Origin of the sequence: Rhizobium sp. BR 314 (assembly GCF_047445805.1) — a bacterium.
Classification (GTDB): Bacteria; Pseudomonadota; Alphaproteobacteria; order Rhizobiales; family Rhizobiaceae; genus Rhizobium; species Rhizobium lusitanum_B.
Genome location: NZ_JARWLA010000066.1, coordinates 1 through 16999, shown reverse-complemented (window position 1 = coordinate 16999; position 16999 = coordinate 1). Strand labels below are relative to the sequence as shown.

The window sequence follows — 16999 nt, the reverse complement described above, 5'->3', positions numbered from 1 at the left end:
GGCTATAGGTCGCAGGTGTATCCGCCCCCGTATTGAACAGATTGGAGATATTACCGGTGGCAGTGCCACCAAAGCCGGTCTCGCCGGTGGCTTCACCGACCAGCGCGTCTTCGTCGACCGTCGCCGTCTGGGTGTTGGCCGTCACCGTCGGTTGGTCGTCGATGATGGTCAGCTTCAGGGCATTGGCGGCGGCGGTGGCCGTATCGCCAGCGGCAAAATGGCCGTCGGCATCGGTTGCCTGGAGCAGTTTGCTGACATCGAAGGAGAAAGTGCCTTCGGGGGAACCATTCTGAGGTGTCTCATTATCGATTGCCGCGAAAAGTTTGAACGTGTAGGCACCCGTGCTCTCTGTCAGCGCCAAGGTAAAGACAGTCGTTGCTCCAGCCGACGCCGTAAGCGTATCGACGCCACCGCTGCTGGTGACAGCATAGGTCACAGCAACGCCGTGCGACGTCACATTCGTCGGTAGGCTCGATGTGTCCGTAATAAGCCGGTAGGTAAGCGGCGTATCGACGCCGGGAATGAAGAGGTTGGAGACATTGCCCGTGGCGGTACCACCGAAGCCGGTCTCGCCGGTGGCTTCGCCGACCAGCGCATCTTCATCGACCGTCGCCGTCTGGGTATTTGCGCTTGCCATCGGCACACTATCCTCGAACAGGATATGCGATCCGACCTCGGCCGTGGCGCTAATCGTCTGCGTTTGCGTGACATTGAGAATATCGAAGCCGGGTGTGTTGCCGGTGCCGGTGATATTCTCAACCACGAACTGATCGAAGCTGGCGCCGCCTGCGGAGAAGAACTTTACGACTTCATCTACGCCAAGTCCGTTGACGACGCCGTTCGGCGCGCTGGTGGTGCCACCGAAGGTGATGCCGTTGTTACCAGTGGTGCGCGTCGACGACGCAAGCAAGGTTCCGCCGGTCGTGTAGACGTCGATTTCGCCCAATGCCACGGTATTCGCTGAGGTATTCGTTTGCGTGCTGCCGAAAGTGGCGCCGGTCTCGTTCTGAGCGATGATCTGAATGTTGACCTTGTCACCCGTGGGGGTCACCTGGCTGATGTCGAAGGTCGCGCCCGTGCCTTCTTTATAGACGAGGCTGTTGAGAGTACCGTCAGTGAGGAAAGTTTTGTCCTTTGTGGAACCGCCGGTGTAGCTGGAAACGAAATCGAAGCGCAGCGCCTCGGTGGGGGTGATCGACTGACTGTTGCTCCCGTCGCCGGACGAACTGGTGTTGACTGTGTCGGGACTAGTCGAGCTCGCATCGAGCCCGGTCACGAGGACGGTTGTGGTCGTGGTAGGATCCGTGAAAGGCAACCAGTAGTTCTGCCCAGGGTCCTTGGTGCCGATGTTGAATGATGCGGTCGACGACCCGCTGACATAGACGCGGTTAGCAAGGTCGAGCGTGTTGGCATCCTCGCCCACGGCAGGGTTGGTGTTGGTGAGCGCCTCGTATTGTACGACCCAGACGGTAGCGCCGCCGCTTGTCGGCTGCAGCAAGAGAGCGAATGCGACAGCACCGGCGCTGTTCGATTCACGGCCAAGGACGATGTCTGGATTGGTCGGGTCGGAATAGAGGAAGATCTCGTTACCATCGATCGCCTTGAAGCCTGAATCGACTCCGTTCAACGTGTTGCCGCTGCTATCGCTGAAAATCATGTTCGACACGGTGGCGCTGATAATCGCGTTCTCCGAGATGCCGATCGCCTGCGTCGTGCCGGTTCCGGTTGTCGTCGAGGGATAGAGGCCAATGCTCGTTAGCGATGTGCCAAGCGAAGACGATGCGGGAATACCCGTCTGAAAATTGGACAATGTAACGTTGTTGTCGGGGCTGGTCGGGTCGCTATCGGCCGCGAGAGTCACAATTCCGAGGTCTTCGTCAGCAATTACGTTGCCGGTAACGGAGATCAATGACATGGCTGTTCTCCCTACATTTTTGCGCCATCCCGACTTTCAAGATCTCAATGACTGCGAGCTCTGTATGAGTGGGATGCCCTGCGCGTTGAATTTCTTTGTCACCTGACTGTTGCTCTGAATGTTCACGATAATCTTGGCGACCACGCTCGTGCCGCCGATGCGGACGCTGTTGCCCTGGCCTAGCTGAATCCGTTCGACACGGCCGAGCGGCAAAGGGCATCAGGTTTCCTGAGAGGAGTGAGATATGCGCCCATGCCGCGACAAGGCGGGATAGATTGGGGCGGCCACATGCCCAGGTCGGAAGCGGGCCAATTGTTGCCCGCTCGCGCGGCATTGAGCGATATGTTCACCGGTGTCTCATGACGAAGCATCTCGGGAGTCGCGTTGGCTTCGAACAGGATCGAACTGGCTTGCGCATGGTGCAGCTGCAACATGGCCATCAGAGTCCCCCAGATGACGATTGCTCCATCCCAACACGGGGAAAAGCCTACGCTTTTCCGCGTGTTTTCATATTAGCTAATAGAATGATCTCGTCTTACCCCATAAGGATGAGGTGCGATCATTTACCACCTCGCCATCCATTGTTTTTATTTGAGAATTTCGCAGTTCTGTCACGGCCTTCAGCGGATCAGACTAAAGTCCTATTTGACAAAAAGTCGTATTATCCAGTTCGAGCCGACGCCAGCAGGCGGTCTGTATTCGTAAGCAGCGGGCTACAATTTGGCTGTTGCGTCGGCTACCTCCGCATCAGTCGGCGGATAGTCTCCGCGCCTGGTGATGTCAGCTTAATATGAGCGAGTACGTATTTGCCAGGTTCGGAGTAATCAGGCGGCTACTCCGGCCAGGGCCTTCCAATGTGCTATCGCGCCGAGGCGATGCAGGGCAGCCGGCGATCGGAACCGCTGCATCGCCCGCTCCCGTTTTCACAGCGGCAGATGCAAGTTTTCGGCGCGATTGTTCAGATCTTTATGTGATCGGTGCTTGGCCGCCGGCATGATCTGACGTCGTGCCGCGCTGTAAGAACCAAGCTTGTCGGCAACGATGCGCTTGGGGCGACATCCCGGTTTCTCCATCAGACGGACACGAACGCGCTTGGCCGCGTTGGCGTTGCGGCGAGCTTGGACGGTTTCGTCGAGCACGTAGCCATCCTGGTCGACAGCACGCCAGAGCCAGTGTTCCCGCCCGCCGATCGTCACGACCACCTCGTCCAGATACCACACGTCATTCGAGCTCGGCGCTTTGCGCCGCAAGCGGCCGGCGTAGTTCGGGCCAAACTTCTTTGCCCAGCATCGGTTCGTCTCATAGGAAACGACGATGCCGCGCTCCAATAGCATTTCCTCTACCAGGCGCAGGCTCAATGGAAATCGGAAATACAGCCAGACTGCGTGGGCGACCACCGACGGCGGAAAGCGATGGCGTTTGTAGCTGACCGGGCTCTGGCACATCACGGTGAAATAGCCGCAAATCTTCCAGCTGCAGTTAGCCGGACATCACCATCCACGGGATACAATTGGGCATCAGACTAAACTAGCGCATATTCGCAAACCCCAATCAAGCTCAGCATCGTTGCAAGGAGCGGAACGCCGCGTTCGCTCGTTCAAATCTCCCCTTCTGCTGCTGCGGTGCTAGATTTAAGATAGGCGTCGCCGTCAAACGCAGCGCCCGCCAAATGTGCGCTCAACCTGTCGGCCTTTTGGCTTACTCGCTTTGATCGACATTTCAAGATCAAGCGTTAAATGCGCGCGATTGAACCAATGACTAAACAGAGAGGAGATTACGCCATGACCAGCGAACCTATCCGTGATCCTGTTAAGGATCGGCTCCTTAGTCCAAAGAACTCAGCCTTTGTGATCATCGATTACCAGCCTGTCCAAGTGAATTCGATCGCGTCGATGGATCGCCAGCTTCTCATTAACAATATCGTCGGAGCATCGAATGCGGCCAAAGTATATGGGTTGCCGATCGTGCATTCGACGGTCAATGTTAAGACAGGCCTGAACAAGCCACCGATCCCACAGATTCGGAAGGCACTTGAAGGTGTGCCGACTTACGACCGCACGTCCATCAACTCCTGGGAAGATGTCGAGTTTCGCCAAGCCATCGAGCAGACCGGACGCAAGAAGCTTATCATGACGGCCCTTTGGACAGAAGCTTGCCTGACTTTCCCGGCTATTGATGCACTGGCGGAAGGTTACGAAGTCTATGTCGTCGCCGATGCCGTCGGTGGTACTTCTGTCGCTGCACACGAGGCGGCCCTTCGCCGTATCGAGCAAGCCGGGGGCAAGATGATCAGCGTTGCCCAACTCTTCTGTGAGTTGCAGAGAGATTGGAAGCGCCAGGAAACGGTGCCGCAATTCATAGATCTGTTCATTGAGACCGGCGGCACCGCAGGTATCCAGTTCGGATATGACCGAGCCTAATAGCAATAAGACCCGAGGAAGACCAACTTCCTCGGGCCTCTATTATTTAACTGTCACAACGGGGAAGTTCCTACAATGAGCGAACTGAACATTGTCGTCGTCCTGCGCGCGAAGGTGGGCAAGGAAGATGAGTTGCGGCGTGATCTCAAAGTGGTCGCCGATGAATCCCGTAAGGAAGACAGGACCTTACCGCATTGTGCAGCGAGAAGCGTTCATCTTGAGCTATGCCGACGCTTCTCTTATCCTGGGAGCCATCACTTTGCTTGCCACCGCAACTATGCTGGGTCTGCGTCGTCCGGCGCTGCCCGGCCGTTTTGTGTAACTGAATTCCGGGCATTTCAGCCGTCAGGTCGCCTTATGCTACGCAGGCGGCGAAGCGCCTGCTGCCCCGCTTCGTCGTCCTCCCATGGCAAGGGCGCAGTGAAGAACTGAACGAGGAAGTTGATGAAGGTCCGCACTTTCGTCGACACGTGATGGGTAGGAGGATAAACCGCGGAAATCGTATACGGCGTCAGCCTGTAATTCCGGAGGATTTGAACGAGCGTTCCTTCTCGCAATCCATCGGCCGCGAGAAAAATAGGCAAGGACGCAATCCCAAGACCCGCAATCGCCATCTCCCTCATGGCTCCGCCGTTGTTTATGACAATGCGGCTGCGCATGGAGACGTTCACCGGGGAACCACCCTTCCCTTCCGGCTCGAACTGCCATAGGCGATTGGCGTGAACGTAGGCATAGTCGATTCCTTGATGATTTGCGAGTTCCGCCACCGACTGAGGTTCTCCGTGGGCGTCAACATAGGAGGGGCTGCATACGACGACGCGTGGACAATCGCATAGCTTGCGCGCTCGCAAACTGGAATCACGCAGGTGGCCGATGCGAATTCCGATGTCGTAACCACCCTGGACGAGGTCAACGAGCTTATCTTCGTAGTCGATAGCGAGTTCGAGGCCGGAGTGCCGCTGCGCGAATTCAGCAATGACTGGACCTAAATACATCGCGCCGAACGACATCGGCGCGGTGATGCGCAACTGACCTCGGAGGCTCCTCTCGCCAGTGGTCGAAAGTCCCTCCACGGTTTGGTTGATCTCGTGGATGAGCGGGATCATCCTTTCATAGAAGGCATCACCATTGTCGGTCGGCTTGACGTGTCGGGTCGACCGTTGAAATAGCTCGACGCCGAGCGCGGACTCCAGATTGGAAATGCGCCTGCTTAGCACGGACTTGGACGAATTCATTCGCTCCGCCGCGGCGGTGATACTGCCGGACTCCATCACGCGCACGAAAGTGAGTATGTCCTCAAAACGCCACTTCATGGTCACTCTTTCTGCAATCGTCCCCGCGTCTAGGACGAAACCCATCTGGGCAGATTCCATTTTCAAATGCAACGAAGACAATAATGGCCATGACCTCAGGAGGATGAAATGGCCCACTCTATTGTGCAGTTTAGTATGGACGAACGTCGCGTCATTGCGCGTATGCATGAGAAGAGAATCCGTCAGGCGGAGATCGTCCAGGCCAGACCCGATATCAAGGTTGCCAAGCGATTGCTACTCAGGCTGCTGGGAAAGCGGGTTCTGACGCCGAAACCCATCGCCACCGGCAAGTTGCGCTCATGGGGACGACAACACGAGATGGGATGCCCGGCGTCGAACATCGATCGCACAAGGGCCCGAACAATCGCGCAGAAAAATCTCAACTGCCACTTCGAAAACGAGAGCAGATGATGCATGGGCTTCCGATATGTCGGCCGTTTGCAATGGTTCATCTCGATCTTTTCAGCGGTCAGAGATCTTTTCATACCGCCGCAACCAGACGTGATCCTCATCGATTGACAACATTTGGCTCCGACGCAGCGGAACTGGCATTGAGTTTACCTGGCCGAGAACGGCGCCAAGTTTGCCATGTCGAATACAGGGCGACGATCACGACATTGGGTATCCAGGACGTAAATGCCAGCACTGGCGACATGCTCGAATAGCTCTCATAGCCTAACGCGAAGCCGATCGGGATCTGGAGACGAAGGACGACGGCGCCAAAGGTCATTGCATAGCTGAACCGCATGAGCAGCCGGTGCCGGGCAAAACTTCGTCGAACGGCCGAGATCCAGGCGGCGGCGGTCGTGCCGATCCACAATACGGCAAGAAGTCCGAATCCGAGGCCAGCTATTACCCCACCCGACGCAAATGGTGCTGTAGCTAACGCTCCAACTCCACCTACAATGCACGTCGCAACATAAACTCGGCCCGACCAGCGATGCAGTTTTGGATGACGTATCCTCAATCCCGGATAGAACTGGAACGGACCTAAGGCCAGCGCAACAGGAGCAATCAGCATGTGCAACAGCGCGGGCAGTGGCGCCTGCAATATGACCGCCTTTATTTTCGGATCGATACCGAACCATGCGTTTTCCAGCACACCATAATATCGCGACGAATATGCGGCCACGGCTACCGCAAGCATGGCTACGATGCCCTGTGCAATTGCGTGGATGCAATTCTCTCTCATATGGTTCGTGCCCCTGTAGCTTTTTACTCGTTAAATGCTTCCCGTACCATTGGCGTTTTCTGGTCGGCTAAACCGGACTATGATCGAGCCATTTTCATGGACAAGAATTGAGGTACGGTCGGCGAGGCAAGAGGGATGAAAAAATGAGTGTTGGGACGAGTGGCGATTTCAACGTGACGAAAGTCGGTCGGTTTGGGCTCGATGTGACCTCTTTCACGACAATCGCGGCTGGCATAGCTGCGGTCGATCTTTCGAATATATTCACTCTCGCCCACAACTCACTCCGTCATGGCCCGGATGCAGAATTGTGGATCCCAAGTGTAACCGAGGCAACAAGCGGTGTCTCGATTTTAGGAGCACTTTGGATTGTTGTACTTGCTCTCAGACACGCAAAGCGCGGTCAGATGCCATGGCTACTCACGGTTTTCATCCACGCGTTCGCCAGCCTCTGCTTTTCAGCGCAGCATGTCGCCACCATGGTAGTCATGAGAATAAGCATCTTTGGCATAGTGGGCGCCCACTATCATTTTGAGCCAGGTGATTGCTTTTACGAATATCGCAAGGATGTCCTAACTTATCTGCTCATCACGGCTTTACTAACCGTCTACCACTCGCATGCGCAAACCCCTAAACGCGACGAGGCTCCGGAGTTGGAGCGTGAAGCAATTTTCGACATCCGGGTAAGGGGCCAAGTCGTACGGGTTCCCCTAAGAACGGTACTGGCTCTACGTGCCGCCGGCAATTACGTCGAAGTGCTGCTGGAAGACGGACGGCGGCTGCTTCTCCGTGGAACTCTATCGTCCTATGCGGAGCGATTGACCCCGTCCGGGTTCGAACGAACGCACCGGTCTTGGTTGGTCAACGGAGCTCGCATAGTCGGGCTTCGCACCGCCGGCTCGGGTGACATGCATGTGGATCTCCCAGGTGGCTATGAAGCACCCCTCTCACGCCGTCACACGGAGGCACTGAAACGACTAAAACATCTGCGGCAACATGTCTCGCGGTAGCAGATTGTCAGTACTGCGATACCGTCAAGCTGCCCGATGCCGCGGTAGACGATCGGGCCGCAACGAGATTTCCAACGATCCCTCTCGTACGCAGCAGCATTCACCATTCACCAGGTGAGCATCTCCAAGCATAGCGACCCTCGGTCGAATGCTGCTTTTCGGAATTCGAGCATATCCACCAGAGATCGTATCCATTTCGAGAAAACCGCAAGAAACTGCCTCGCTGTCGTCATCGCAGCCGCAAACGCCCTATGGATCAACTGTCGATACTTCCTAGACCTCGCAGAGGTCTTCCATTTCATAACGCGTTGACCCAGATTTGCATTTGAGGCTCATCCGTCCAGTCCCGAAGACGCCACCGACGAATTTGCGATATCGAAGTCTCGGCGGGGTCTCGATGGAACGCTAAGTTGGGTGAAACCTCGACACAAACCAACACGAAAGCTATTCGCAACCGCAACCGCGGACGTCCATGCGGTTTCACTCAATCGTAACAGCGCGCTTTGACAGGTGATGCCCAGATACCGCCTATCTCTGGCGATCAAGCATGAGACGTGGTCACTTGCTGCTCTGCAGGTCGTTGGCTGAGACCAGATCCCTGATCGGCGCAGTTCAAGAATGGGAATGACTGCACAACAACGCCGATTGAGGATACACGATTTGCCGGCGAGGGCTCAGACGCCACGCTTGTTGCCCCAGATGATGACGTGCAATTGCGGCAGCACCCTCGGCTCAAACCATCGATCATCGCACACCTTGTCAACCAGCCAACGCATTCGTTCAACAACGCCGTCAACATCTACAGGGGCATCGTCATTGTCAGGGGGCGGCGGCGTATGATTGCCAGGTTGCAAATATAGAGGCAATTGGGGATAGCGCAATGAAGCTTCCCGTGCATAGGCATAGTCGACCTCGTCGAATACGACGATCTTCAATATGATCTGCGGTTTGCCACCTGCCATGCGCAAACAGTCTTCGAAAACAGCCCAATCGGTCGTCATCCCGCTCGAAGGCGGCTTCGGGCTCAACACCAGTACATCGAGCTGTGCAAACCATTCCTTGGGCACGCTCCCCTGCGTTTCCAGCGCAAAACGATAGCCTTCCCGATGGCCATGCGCGATCAACGGGCCGAGCGGCTGGATCGCGGGATTGCCGCCGGAGAGCGAAATCGTCAGCGGCTTGCCTCCGGAGAGCTGCATCACCTCGTACCAAATTTCATCGACAGACATCGGCTGCCACTGGTCGCGGTAGTCGCTGTCGACCGCATGCAGCGTATCGCACCAGGAGCACCGATAGTCACAGCCGCCGGTACGTACGAAAATCGTCGGGAGACCAATCAATATCCCCTCGCCCTGGATGGTCGGCCCAAAGATCTCGCTGACGCGAATGCGCGCTTCACTCATGGCCGATATTCCGCCCATGTCTTTGGCGTCTCGCTGACGCGCACGGCCGAAGTCTCCGGCAAGCGGACCTTGCACCAATCGTAGAAATGCTTGGCGAGGCACTCCGAGGTGACGCGATTGTGGCCGAGGACATCATTGAGATGGCGATGATCGAACTCATCGTCGATGTAGCGCTTCAACGGCTGAAGCTCATGATAGTCACGGACAAAGCCGCTTTCATCGAGTTCCGCGGCCGAAAGCTCCACCACGACGATGTAGTTATGCCCATGCAGGCGCGCGCATTGATGATCGTCAGGCAGATGCGAAAGCTGATGCGAAGCGGAGAAATGGAACTCCTTGGTGATGATGAACATTACTTCACCTCCTCGGCAGAGAAGCCCGAGGTTGCCGCCACCCAAAAGTCGGGATCCTCGTAGTCGGTGGGATCTTCAATGCCGGCAAGGTGGAAGGCCTCGCGCCGCTCGACGCAGGTGCCGCAACGACCGCAATGACGCTCACCGCCTTTGTAGCAGGACCAGGTTTCTGAAAAGGGTGTTGCGTGCTGAGCACCATCGGTGACGATATCTGCCTTCGAGACCGTCACATAGGGTGCATAGAGCGAAACGCTGGCATAGCCGTCGAGCGCATGGTTTTGCATCTGCTGAAAAGCATCGATGAAGCCGGGCCGACAATCGGGATAGATGAAATGATCGCCGCCGTGAACGGCAACCGCGACTGCATCCGCCTTCTGTGCAGCCGCCAGGCCGAAGGCGATTGCCAGCATGATCGCGTTGCGGTTCGGCACCACCGTCGCCTTCATGGTTTCCTCGGCATAGTGTCCGTCAGGCACATCAACATCGTCGGTGAGCGCTGATCCGGTCAGATGCTTACCAATGGCCGTTATGTCTATGATCTGATGCGGTACGCCGAGCCGCTCGGCGCAGGCGCTGGCGAATTCCACTTCCTTGCGATGCCGCTGGCCATAGTCGAAGGAGACGAGGCCGATAAGCTGGTGTTCGCCCGCAACTTTATGGGCGAGCGAAACGGAGTCCAATCCGCCGGAGCAGACGACGATAGTCTTCATAATTCAGGATCCCTTGTTTTGACCGGGTGGGCTGCGACCGGATTTCATGGCTCTTCAAGCCACGGCAGATCCCCTAGCAGCAGAATCCGGAAGAAACAAGGCGCCCGTTCTATGTCTCGACTGCACGCCAGCAGATGTGAGCGACATTGAGTATTGTCGACCACGCTGTGTAGGACATCGATGTTCAGCTTCACAATGCTTTGATGCCAATCTGGATTTGAGGCTGATCAGTTCTGTCGCGAAGACGCTGTTGACAAAACTGCCGGTATCGGCATCCAGGCGGGGGCGCGATGAAACGCGAAGTTGGATGAGATCTCCACACAAATGAACAAGCCATCCTTGGTCCATGGCTTTATTGGACCGATAAAGTGCACCGGTCTTGGATCATCGAGGTGGTCCAGATTCGCGAAATGGTTCCAGCTCGCCGGCGCTTAGTCCAATTTTGACGCGCAAAGATATTCATTGGGAACTGATCATGGACACACTGTAAAGTTGGCCGCGCGAAGACAAGAGGTTGTGGCTTTATTTTGTCTCAGGCAGCGTGCAGGTGGACGATCTTGCACCACATCCCATTGCGACTTCTGACAACTGGCGATCATTGGCAGATGGAATGTCGTTGCGCGGGATGTGACAGAGGTTGCGATCGGATCGTGAATGGAGACGAAATGCTGAAGGTGCTGCGCTGATTTGCAGCCTTTTGTGTTGCGGCAACGTTGCACAAGGACGGTCGAGGACGAAGCCAATCTGATCGACGGTACGCCAACGCCAGTGTTTGCGCCCTAAAATAGTGATGACGACCTCATCGAGGTACCATTTGTCACCGGGCCTGCCGGCTCAGCGCCTATCGATATCGCTGGCGAAATGCCTGCCGAATTTCTCCACCCGCAGTTTTACGGTTTGATGAGAAACGATGACGCCACGAATTGTCAAAAGATCTGCGACCATTCGCAGGCTGAGAGGAAACTGAAAGTACAGCCAGACTGCATGGGCAATCACCTCAGCGGGAAATTTGTGGCGGGGTTAAGTCGATCACGGACGGTTAACGTTACGGTGCCGGCCACCGGGCGCGAACCAAGCGCATAGGTGCGGGAACTTGACCGGATCGGGGGAACACCCCGATCGCTTTCCGATGATCCGAGGTCTTATCGGATTCGAATATATACCGAGCTGGACTTTTTGCGCCGCTCCTTGCCTAAGGAAATAGGGAAGCGCCGCTGGACGTGTCGAGGCGGGCAGACCAGCAGCCGCCTCGACACGAGGCGGCCGCCAAGCACAGCGACCATCGAGAGGGTCGTCAGTCCATTCATGCTGTTGCTTTGGCCAGCGTCGCCTGCAGCGCGCTTAGGCCATCGCGATAAATGCCCCCGAACAGGGCCGATGCGTCCTCATCGCTGACACCTGCCGGCGTGAACTCGCCAGACCATTCGACGCGCGAAGACTGATCGCCATCAATGCCGACCACACGCAGCGTTGAGCGGTAGCCAGAGACTGGAAATGGTGCCTGAAGAATCGAATAGGTATAGCTGCGCGCACTGTTGTCGAATGCTTCGAGGCGTTCAACGATTGCGTTGCCGTCGGGGTTGACGAGGCGGCGCACGCGCCCCCCCTCGCTCAACTCGCTCTTCGGAATGTACGGCAACCAATCGGGCAGCGAATCGAAGCCGCCGATCAATTGCCATACTCGGTCAGCTGCGACAGGGAGAGTGATCGTTGCTGAAGCTTGTGCCATGGTAGGCTCCTTCTTAAATCAGATGTTAGATGCGATCGACGGGCAGCGGCGCATTTGCTGCGACCAGGTGCTCAGCACGCAACTCGTTCCAGAAATCCGCAGGAATGACTTCTTTCAAAGCGGCGGCATCCTCGGCGATACGTTCCGGCCGGCTTGCGCCTGGAATCACGGCTGCCACAGCCGGGTTGGCCAAGGCAAACTGCAGTGCAGCCGCCTTGATGCCGACACCGTGTCGCTGCGCGACGGCCTTGATTCGCTCGACCTTGGCCACGACCTCAGGTGGCGCCTTCTGGTATTCGAAGTGCGAGCCACCGGCCAGAATGCCGGAACTGTAGGGGCCACCGACTACGATTTCGGTCCTGCGTTCCGCAGCCTTCGGCATCAGACGCTGCAGTGCCCGCTCGTGGTCGAGAAGTGAATAACGGCCCGCCAGCAGGAAGCCATCCGGCTCCGCTTCGGAGAGATCCAAGGTCAGTTCGATCGGCTCGACCCGGTTCACGCCGAGCCCCCAGGCCTTGATCACGCCCTCTTCGCGGAGGCGGGTCAAAACGCGGAATGCACCCTGGCGCGCCACCTCGAAATAGGAGAGCCATTCATCGCCGTAGAAGTCCTGGGCAATGTCGTGGATCCACACGATATCAATGCGGTCGGTCTTCATTCGCTTGAGGCTGTCTTCGATCGAACGCAGCGTGGCATCGGCGGAGTAGTCGTTGACAAGCTTGTTCGGTCGGCCAGCTGCAAACAGGCCACTCTTTTCGCCAAGCGCTCGCGCGCTGGCATCCTCGACCTCGTCGAGGATCAAGCGGCCGACCTTGGTGCTGAGAACATACTCGTCGCGCTGATGCCGAGCGAGCGCCTCCCCAAGCCGGATCTCGGCCAGGCCTGCGCCGTAGAACGGCGCAGTATCGTAATATCGCACGCCTTGTGCCCAGGCGGCGTCGACGGTGGACTGCGCCTCGGCTTCCGGGATGTCGCGGAACATGTTGCCGAGCGGTGCGGTGCCAAAGCCGAGAACGCTTCCTGCCAGTTTGTCTTTAATGCTCATGACTGCTTCCTTGTGCAGGGTTAACTAATATGACGCGACTTTAGGGTTGTCAGTTAAGCTTGTCTAAGACATAATTGGCTGAACTTGAGACGCTGCAGGTCTGATATGCTGGATATTCGCCAACTTCATTATTTCGTGGTCGTCGCAGAAGAAGAGCACGTCGGGCGCGCCGCCGAACGGCTGCATATTTCCCAATCGCCCCTGAGCCGGCAGATCGTCCAGCTTGAGGAGAAATTGGGGCTGACACTGTTCGAGCGCTCACAACAACGCATCCGCCTCACCCGGGACGGGCGCACATTCATGACAGAAGCGCGAGCGCTGCTGACACATGCCAACCGGCTAGAATCTCTGGCGCGGCGGCTTGGACGCGGCGACGAAGGTGGGCTTTGCATCGGCTACCTGGAATATGCGATGCACTCGGGCGTGCTGCCGAATGCGTTGCGCGAGTTGCGCGCAGACAGGCCTGCAGTCCATATTGCGCTGTACAACCAGCCGTCCGACGTTCAACTGGAAGGGCTGCGTCAGCGCAGCCTCGACATCGCGCTCGTTTGCGAGCCGCCGCCACTCGACGATCCAGATCTCGAGGCTGCCCAGGTGCTCGATGACCCGATGTTGCTGGCGCTGCCCGCGGGGCACCCGCTTGCCGAGAAGCAACGCATCACCCCGACTGATCTCGCCGCGCAGAAGTGGATCGGCGTGATGCATCAGGAAAACGCGCTTCGACACGACACGTTCATCGCGGCTTGCGCAAAGGCTGGCTTCACTCCAAACATCTCGATGGAGGCCACGGAACCGCTTGCAGCCCTCGGCCTGGTCGCCGCAGGACTCGGCCTGACCACGGTTCAACGGAGTCTGCGCCACCAAGCGCCAACAGGCGTGGTGCTGCGCGAGCTGTCGTGGTTTGCCTATCGGACGCCTTTGTGGGCAGCCTGGCACAAGATCAACCTACGGCCGCTGGTGGAGATTTTTCGCAAGACGTTGGTAGAGACGAGCTGCGTGGGCCGCGAGATCGCGCTAGAGGAGCTGGCTCAATGACCCATGGGAAAAACGCGCCCATCCTCGAGGGCGGCGATGTTATGTCTCATGCCGACTCGAGATCGATCTTGCCCGCGACCCGCAATATTTCATTGATAACCGGACTACCTTCTCCGCAGCGTGTTACAATATGGAAGACGATCGGCTCCACTTTCTGATCAATCAGGACAGGGACCAACGCTCCGGATGCAAGTTGCGGCCGAATCATTGACTTCGGCACGAGCGCAAAGCCATCTCCCATTGTGACGATGTCGATTATCATGCGCACATTGTTGCAAAGATTGACGGTGCGGTGCCGAATGGGGAACAACGCGAGGGCATCTCTCATCAACTGATAGATCGGAGAGTGGCTTGGCAGAGACCAGAGGGAGTGGATCGAACACTGATCATCTGTTGCCATCCGCTTTGCAACAGAGGGGCTAGCGACCCACAGCAATTCAGCAGCTCCGATCGATGTTGCCTTCAGCGCAGGATGGGCGACCGGTCCAGCGGCAAATGCGAGGTCAATCTTTCCGGTGAGGAGAGCCTGAATCATCTGCGCAGTGAGTTCGATCTCGATATCGAATGTCAGATCGGGCCACCGCTCTTTCATATCGACCATAAAGCGAGGCAGACAACTGGCCGCGGCAATTTCACCGGCCCCAATTCGCACGTGGCCGCGAATCTGTTCGAATCCAGAACTTCGAAGGAGAATCGTCTGCAATTGCTCCCAAACAGGCAGATACTCTCTGACAAGTTCGCGTCCCACGGGCGTCAAATTAGCCGAGCGTCCATGTTTCTGAAACAGGATTGCCCCGAGCCGTTCCTCGAGCTCCGCTATTCGCGCGGATATAGCGGGCTGAGTCGTGTTCAGCTTTTTAGCCGCCGCCGCAAACGTGCCGAGCCGATCGATCCAGATCAAAGTTTCGAGATGGTAGAGTGAAATGCGATTGATAGACATTGTCTATGATTATTTGAAAAAAGAAATAATTGGAATTGATATTTGAGATGATGTCCATTGCTGCCACTTAAGGGAGGAAATTGTGACACAAAAACTATATCCCGATGCGGCAGCTGCGCTGGATGGCTTGCTTTTCGATAACATGACAATTTGTGCGGGCGGTTTTGGTCTCTGTGGGATACCTGATCGACTGATCGATCAATTACGCAATAGCGGTGTCTCCGGGCTCACAGTAGTTTCCAACAATGCCGGTATCGACAACGAAGGTCTTGGTAAGCTCCTCAGGAGCCGGCAGATCAGGAAGATGATCTCAAGCTATGTCGGGGAAAACAAGGAATTCGAACGGCAATACCTGGCAGGTGAACTAGAGGTCGAGTTCTGCCCGCAGGGAACTCTTGCAGAGCGCTGCAGGGCTGGTGGTGCGGGCATCCCCGGCTTCTATACCAAGACCGGGGTCGGCACCCTGGTCGCTGAGGGTAAGGAAGTGAGGACTTTCGATGGGCAGGAATATCTGCTTGAGCGCGGTATTTTCGCGGATCTCGCCATCATCAAGGGCTGGAAGGCCGACGAAAGCGGAAATCTGATTTTTCGAAAGACGGCGCGCAATTTCAATCAACCGATGGCAACCGCGGCAAAGATTTGCGTTGCGGAGGTCGAGGAAATCGTCCCGACCGGCAGCCTCGATCCCGATTGCATTCATCTTCCAAGCATCTATGTGAAGCGACTGATCGTAGGCAGCCCCTACGACAAGAAAATCGAGTCCCGTACGGTACGCAAGAAGGAGGCCGCATGATGGCTTGGACGCGCGATCAAATGGCAGCCCGCGCCGCTTTATCCTTACGTGATGGCTTTTATGTCAATCTCGGCATCGGGATCCCGACGCTCGTTGCCAACCACATCCCTCCTGGCATGGAAGTCACGCTTCAGTCGGAGAATGGTATGCTCGGAATCGGGCCATTTCCATTCGAAGGCGATGAGGACCCTGATCTGATCAATGCCGGCAAGCAGACGATCAGCGAACTGCCGAACAGCAGCTATTTCTCGAGCGCCGACAGTTTTGCGATGATCCGAGGCGGTCACATCGATTTGGCAGTCCTCGGCGCCATGGAGGTCAGCGAAGGCGGCGATATCGCCAACTGGATGATCCCGGGAAAGATGATCAAGGGAATGGGCGGCGCTATGGATCTAGTCGCCGGCGTCAAGAAGATTGTCGTTCTGATGGAACATGTGTCGAAAGACGGTTCGCCCAAATTCATACCATCCTGCACCCTTCCGCTGACCGGCCGCAATGTCGTCGACCTGATCATCACGGACCTATGTGTGTTCGAACGCCGCTCGCCGGGGGAACAATTCTCGCTGATTGAAGTTGCCGATGGAGTGTCCGCAGAAGAAGTCGCGTCGAAGACAACAGCGCGTTACCTCGTTTAACGCTTCGCCTTCGGCCAACGGAACGGTGGAACAGCGACTCACTGCTTAAGTGGGTCGAAGGCGAGCCTGGCGGGTGCCGACGTCGATTAACGCCTTGAATCTGATTGAACAATGAACAAGAAGGATGATCAAGAATGACTTCCACTCCCATCGTTGTCGCCAGCGCGGCCCGTACCGCCGTCGGCTCCTTCAACGGCGCGTTTGCGGCCGTTCCGGCTCATGAGCTTGGCGCTACGGCGATCAAGGGCGCGCTGGAACGCGCCGGCGTCGACGCAAAGGAAGTCGACGAAGTGATCCTCGGCCAGGTGCTGCAGGCCGGCGAAGGCCAGAACCCGGCCCGCCAGGCGGCCATGAAGGCCGGCATTCCGCAGGAAGCGACCGCCTGGGGCGTCAACCAGCTTTGCGGCTCGGGCCTGCGCGCCGTCGCGCTCGGCATGCAGCAGATCCTGACCGGCGATGCCAAGATCATCGTCGCCGGCGGCCAGGAATCCATGTCGATGGCACCGCAC

The 16999-nt window shown here is 56.9% G+C and carries 15 protein-coding genes and 4 pseudogenes; 7 read left to right on the top strand and 12 right to left on the bottom strand.

Going from position 1 to position 16999, the window contains the following annotated elements; genetic code table 11:
- The 3 genes and pseudogenes from QD461_RS35145 to QD461_RS35135 form a co-directional block, all read right to left on the bottom strand.
- Positions 1-1915 (bottom strand): hypothetical protein (locus QD461_RS35145; protein WP_414091495.1); only part of this gene is annotated, 1915 nt, incomplete at its 3' end.
- 179 nt (positions 1916-2094) lie between these two features.
- Positions 2095-2355: a hypothetical protein gene (locus tag QD461_RS35140; protein ID WP_414091494.1), complete on the bottom strand. Its 261-nt coding sequence runs from the start codon at positions 2353-2355 to the stop codon at positions 2095-2097.
- A 384-nt stretch (positions 2356-2739) separates the two neighbouring features.
- Positions 2740-3360: pseudogene (locus QD461_RS35135) on the bottom strand (IS6 family transposase).
- Positions 3361-3696: 336 nt separating this feature from the next.
- Between QD461_RS35135 and QD461_RS35130 the strand changes: the two are divergent.
- Positions 3697-4335 (top strand): hydrolase, encoded by a 639-nt coding sequence (locus QD461_RS35130; RefSeq protein ID WP_414091493.1) that lies wholly within the window; start codon positions 3697-3699, stop codon positions 4333-4335.
- A 338-nt stretch (positions 4336-4673) separates the two neighbouring features.
- Here QD461_RS35130 and QD461_RS35125 read toward each other — a convergent pair whose 3' ends face one another.
- The gene (locus QD461_RS35125; protein WP_414091492.1) at positions 4674-5816 is read right to left on the bottom strand and encodes a LysR family transcriptional regulator; all 1143 of its coding nucleotides are present in this window, start codon (positions 5814-5816) and stop codon (positions 4674-4676) included.
- 21 nt (positions 5817-5837) lie between these two features.
- Here QD461_RS35125 and QD461_RS35120 point away from each other — a divergent pair.
- A pseudogene (locus QD461_RS35120) lies at positions 5838-6140 on the top strand (DDE-type integrase/transposase/recombinase); the annotation flags it as partial.
- Positions 6141-6156: 16 nt separating this feature from the next.
- Here the strand turns inward: QD461_RS35120 and QD461_RS35115 are convergent.
- Entirely contained in the window at positions 6157-6795 is a 639-nt protein-coding gene (locus QD461_RS35115; protein ID WP_414091491.1) for a DUF2306 domain-containing protein, read from the bottom strand.
- A gap of 188 nt (positions 6796-6983) precedes the next feature.
- Here QD461_RS35115 and QD461_RS35110 point away from each other — a divergent pair, with 188 nt between their 5' ends.
- Entirely contained in the window at positions 6984-7847 is an 864-nt protein-coding gene (locus QD461_RS35110; RefSeq protein ID WP_414091490.1) for a LytTR family DNA-binding domain-containing protein, read from the top strand.
- A 674-nt stretch (positions 7848-8521) separates the two neighbouring features.
- On the opposite strand, the gene queE is transcribed toward QD461_RS35110, so the two are convergent.
- The 6 genes and pseudogenes from queE to QD461_RS35080 all read right to left on the bottom strand — a co-directional run bounded on the left by queE (position 8522) and on the right by QD461_RS35080 (position 13087).
- The gene (gene queE, locus QD461_RS35105; RefSeq protein WP_414091489.1) at positions 8522-9250 is read right to left on the bottom strand and encodes a 7-carboxy-7-deazaguanine synthase QueE; all 729 of its coding nucleotides are present in this window, start codon (positions 9248-9250) and stop codon (positions 8522-8524) included.
- Positions 9247-9603 (bottom strand): 6-carboxytetrahydropterin synthase QueD, encoded by a 357-nt coding sequence (queD, locus tag QD461_RS35100; RefSeq protein ID WP_414091488.1) that lies wholly within the window; start codon positions 9601-9603, stop codon positions 9247-9249. Before queD ends, queE begins: the two co-directional genes overlap by 4 nt.
- Positions 9603-10313, bottom strand: coding sequence for a 7-cyano-7-deazaguanine synthase QueC (gene queC, locus QD461_RS35095; RefSeq protein WP_414091487.1), 711 nt, complete (start codon positions 10311-10313; stop codon positions 9603-9605). Before queC ends, queD begins: the two co-directional genes overlap by 1 nt.
- Before the next feature lie 532 nt (positions 10314-10845).
- Positions 10846-11374 (bottom strand): annotated as a pseudogene (locus tag QD461_RS35090) (IS6 family transposase).
- 242 nt (positions 11375-11616) lie between these two features.
- Entirely contained in the window at positions 11617-12042 is a 426-nt protein-coding gene (locus QD461_RS35085; RefSeq protein ID WP_414091486.1) for an SRPBCC family protein, read from the bottom strand.
- Positions 12043-12067: 25 nt separating this feature from the next.
- Complete coding sequence (locus QD461_RS35080; protein WP_414091485.1) at positions 12068-13087, bottom strand: aldo/keto reductase; 1020 nt, start codon at positions 13085-13087, stop codon at positions 12068-12070.
- Between the two features lie 105 nt (positions 13088-13192).
- Here QD461_RS35080 and QD461_RS35075 point away from each other — a divergent pair, with 105 nt between their 5' ends.
- Positions 13193-14122 (top strand): LysR family transcriptional regulator, encoded by a 930-nt coding sequence (locus tag QD461_RS35075; protein ID WP_414091484.1) that lies wholly within the window; start codon positions 13193-13195, stop codon positions 14120-14122.
- A gap of 46 nt (positions 14123-14168) precedes the next feature.
- On the opposite strand, the gene QD461_RS35070 is transcribed toward QD461_RS35075, so the two are convergent.
- Positions 14169-15062: a LysR family transcriptional regulator gene (locus QD461_RS35070; RefSeq protein ID WP_414091483.1), complete on the bottom strand. Its 894-nt coding sequence runs from the start codon at positions 15060-15062 to the stop codon at positions 14169-14171.
- 82 nt (positions 15063-15144) lie between these two features.
- Here QD461_RS35070 and QD461_RS35065 point away from each other — a divergent pair, with 82 nt between their 5' ends.
- From QD461_RS35065 to QD461_RS35055, 3 genes and pseudogenes are all read left to right on the top strand, one after another.
- Positions 15145-15855, top strand: a complete 711-nt coding sequence (locus QD461_RS35065; protein WP_414091482.1) for a CoA transferase subunit A — start codon at positions 15145-15147, stop codon at positions 15853-15855.
- Positions 15855-16490 carry a CoA transferase subunit B gene (locus QD461_RS35060; RefSeq protein ID WP_414091496.1) on the top strand — a complete coding sequence of 212 codons (636 nt, stop codon included), beginning with the start codon at positions 15855-15857 and terminating at the stop codon, positions 16488-16490. Before QD461_RS35065 ends, QD461_RS35060 begins: the two co-directional genes overlap by 1 nt.
- Positions 16491-16624: 134 nt before the next feature.
- Positions 16625-16999: pseudogene (locus tag QD461_RS35055) on the top strand (acetyl-CoA C-acetyltransferase); the annotation flags it as partial.

Coding starts and splice junctions, on each gene's coding strand:
- QD461_RS35080 (WP_414091485.1), bottom strand. CDS start 13,087: ATGAGCATTAAAGACAAACTGGCAGGAAGCGTTCTCGGCTTTGGCACC.
- queD (WP_414091488.1), bottom strand. CDS start 9,603: ATGTTCATCATCACCAAGGAGTTCCATTTCTCCGCTTCGCATCAGCTT.
- QD461_RS35140 (WP_414091494.1), bottom strand. CDS start 2,355: ATGGCCATGTTGCAGCTGCACCATGCGCAAGCCAGTTCGATCCTGTTC.
- queE (WP_414091489.1), bottom strand. CDS start 9,250: ATGAGTGAAGCGCGCATTCGCGTCAGCGAGATCTTTGGGCCGACCATC.
- QD461_RS35070 (WP_414091483.1), bottom strand. CDS start 15,062: ATGTCTATCAATCGCATTTCACTCTACCATCTCGAAACTTTGATCTGG.
- queC (WP_414091487.1), bottom strand. CDS start 10,313: ATGAAGACTATCGTCGTCTGCTCCGGCGGATTGGACTCCGTTTCGCTC.
- QD461_RS35125 (WP_414091492.1), bottom strand. CDS start 5,816: ATGCATACGCGCAATGACGCGACGTTCGTCCATACTAAACTGCACAAT.
- QD461_RS35060 (WP_414091496.1), top strand. CDS start 15,855: ATGGCTTGGACGCGCGATCAAATGGCAGCCCGCGCCGCTTTATCCTTA.
- QD461_RS35075 (WP_414091484.1), top strand. CDS start 13,193: ATGCTGGATATTCGCCAACTTCATTATTTCGTGGTCGTCGCAGAAGAA.
- QD461_RS35115 (WP_414091491.1), bottom strand. CDS start 6,795: ATGCTTGCGGTAGCCGTGGCCGCATATTCGTCGCGATATTATGGTGTG.
- QD461_RS35085 (WP_414091486.1), bottom strand. CDS start 12,042: ATGGCACAAGCTTCAGCAACGATCACTCTCCCTGTCGCAGCTGACCGA.
- QD461_RS35110 (WP_414091490.1), top strand. CDS start 6,984: ATGAGTGTTGGGACGAGTGGCGATTTCAACGTGACGAAAGTCGGTCGG.
- QD461_RS35130 (WP_414091493.1), top strand. CDS start 3,697: ATGACCAGCGAACCTATCCGTGATCCTGTTAAGGATCGGCTCCTTAGT.